General features: G+C 42.5%; 1 protein-coding gene and 1 pseudogene. One reads left to right on the top strand and one right to left on the bottom strand.

The features are described from left to right. Nucleotides 1-1,781 (top strand): RHS repeat-associated core domain-containing protein (locus L3V43_RS23595; protein ID WP_237117543.1); only part of this gene is annotated, 1,781 nt, incomplete at its 5' end. Between the two features lie 259 nt (nucleotides 1,782-2,040). Here L3V43_RS23595 and L3V43_RS23590 read toward each other — a convergent pair. Beyond that, nucleotides 2,041-2,448, bottom strand: a pseudogene (locus L3V43_RS23590) (transposase); the annotation flags it as partial. Nucleotides 2,449-2,589: the final 141 nt, after the last annotated feature.

Raw genomic sequence — 2,589 nt, 5'->3', positions numbered from 1 at the left:
AGTATGTGTATGATAACGTTGGTGACCTATATAAGATTAACTACCCTGAAAACAGTAACACACCTTCAGTTACTTATACTCTTGATAATAATGGTAATGTGACAGGGTTGACTGCAGGAGATGTCACCCATAGCTATGTGTATAACAACCAAAACCTACTAGAGGTAGAGCAGCTTCTAATCAACGGTCAACTGCCTTTAGAAATTGATTATGGTTATAACGCATTACAACAACGTGAGTATTTGGCTTACCCTGACGGTACATCGGTACACTTTAGTCCAAATGGGTATGGTGAGCCGACACGCGCAGTGACCTATAAAGCAGGCACTGTTGACATCGAGCTTAAATTTGCTACAGATGCCAGTTACTACGCGAATGGGATGTTAAAGGGCTTTACTTACGGCAATGGAGTTACACATAGTTTAATACTTGACGATAACCTACTGCCAGATGTGCTCCAAGACAGCCGAGCTACAAAAAATATTGTTAAGTTAGACTATAGCTTTGATAAGGGGGGGAATGTCAGCGCAATCTTGGACAAAGTGCGACCCACTTATAGCTTGACTAGCCTAGTTTACGATGATCTACATAGATTAATCTCGGTCAGAGGTGGTACGGCCATTGGTAACAGCAGTATTAAATATGATGCGCTAGGAAATATAGAGTCGTACAAAAGTAAAGATAGAAACCTGACCTACACATACGACAGAGCGACGAACCGTCTATCTAGCGTGACGGGAGCAGGCACCAATGGTAAGTATGCAAACTTAACGTATGATACGCGGGGCAATATCGACAACAATGGTGCGTATCAGCTTAACTTTAACTTAGCAAACCAGCTTACTTCAGCGAAAAATAACACCTATCTATACGATGGACATAATCGCCGCGTTAAGCAAGTAGAGCAAAGCGGAACGAGTTATAGCTTATACTCGCAAGATGGCACTTTGCTATATCGCGAAAAGGGCAACAGCATAACGGGTGAAGGTGTTAACTATATTTACCTAGGCAAAAAGTTGATTGCCAAATATGGCGACGTAACACCAGCGTCGGAAGCAGATAGCCGTCAACACTACCGCCCGTTTGGTGAAACGTTGGAAACGCCAAAAGATGATGTAGGCTATACCGGTCATAAGTTTGATAAAGAGCTTGGTCTAAGTTATATGCAGGCACGATACTATGATCCAGTCATAGGTCGTTTTTATTCGAATGATCCTGTTGGGTGGACACCAGATAATCCAGTTTATTCGTTTAATCGTTATTCATACGGGAATAATAATCCTTACAAGTACATAGATCCTGATGGTCGAGAAGTTAAAGTCGCACATGTTTCACCGGGATTTGGTCTGGGAGCAGCAGGACATACATTTATGAGTTCAGGTAAAACTGCTTATTCTACAGCGATAAATATATCAGGAATGGCATCAGGTAATTTTGATAAAGCAGTGCAGGGCTATGCTAAAGAAGGTAGAGATGTAACTATTTATACACTTGAAGGATCAGATTCAAACGTTATGGAAAACAAAGTTAATGCTGTTATAGAAAATTATGATACTGGAATATATTCACCTATTGGAAATAACTGCTCGGATATGGTTGTCGATGTACTAAACGAAGCTGGTGTGATGGAAGGAAATACTTCAGTTATGGGACAAATAACTCCAAATGGTACAGGTAACTCTCCAACTTCAGTTAGCGGATATTTGAACCAAGAATTCGCTGAAAACAAAGGGACAGGCTTGGTTAAAAATGTTGAAACGGTTAAGGCAATTGAGGATTAAATTATGAATGTTAAAAAGCTTGTGAGGTGGATAATATTTATTTTGGCTTTGGTAATTTTTTTATATTTAATTTCAATGCCGTTGAATTTAGAAGTTTTCTCTGAATTTAAGAGTGGCTAATATTCCTTAAATGCTATTTTGAGCCAAAGCCTCGCCCTCAGGGAGCGGGGCTTCGTTTTTTCTAGGTTAGGTAACTTGGAATTTTGTTTTCAAGGCTGCTGAGCAGCTCAATGAAAAGTAAGCGTACGGCGAACTACACCTAGAGGCTAACATGCCAGGGCAGTAAACTGTCGATATCGCACTGTGGCTGGGCTAATTCATTTAAGCAATGCATCACATAATCGAATGGGGTGTGGCCGTTTGCTCTGGCTGTTTCGATCACGCTGTAGAGGATTGCGCTACTCTCAGCGCCACTTGTGGTGAAGCTAAACAGCCAGTTCTTTCGCCCTATGACGAACGGTTTGATAGCGCGCTCTGCCCGGTTGTTGTCTATCTTTAGATGTCCGTCATCGAGGTAGCGAATGAGTTTCGGCCACTGCCTTAGCGTATAGTGGACGGCCTCGCCCAGCTTCGATTTTGGTACCACCGTTTGTGCTGATTTATCTAACCAGGTTTTAAACTGGGCCAGCAGCGGTGCGCTTTGTTGTACCCGTGCAGCCTGCCGCTCCGTAAGCGTCGCCTGAACCACACCTAGCTACTGAATACGCTCAGCCTATAAAGTACAGCTCTGATCTCAATTCGGAGCTGACCATGCCTAAACACAAAACCGCAGAGCAATGGCTGAAACTTATCGAACAACAGGAACTCA

Source organism: Pseudoalteromonas sp. L23, from assembly GCF_021728455.1.
Classification (GTDB): domain Bacteria; phylum Pseudomonadota; class Gammaproteobacteria; order Enterobacterales; family Alteromonadaceae; genus Pseudoalteromonas.
Note: the sequence above shows the minus strand (reverse complement) of the source record. Positions and strands in the feature narration are given on the sequence as shown.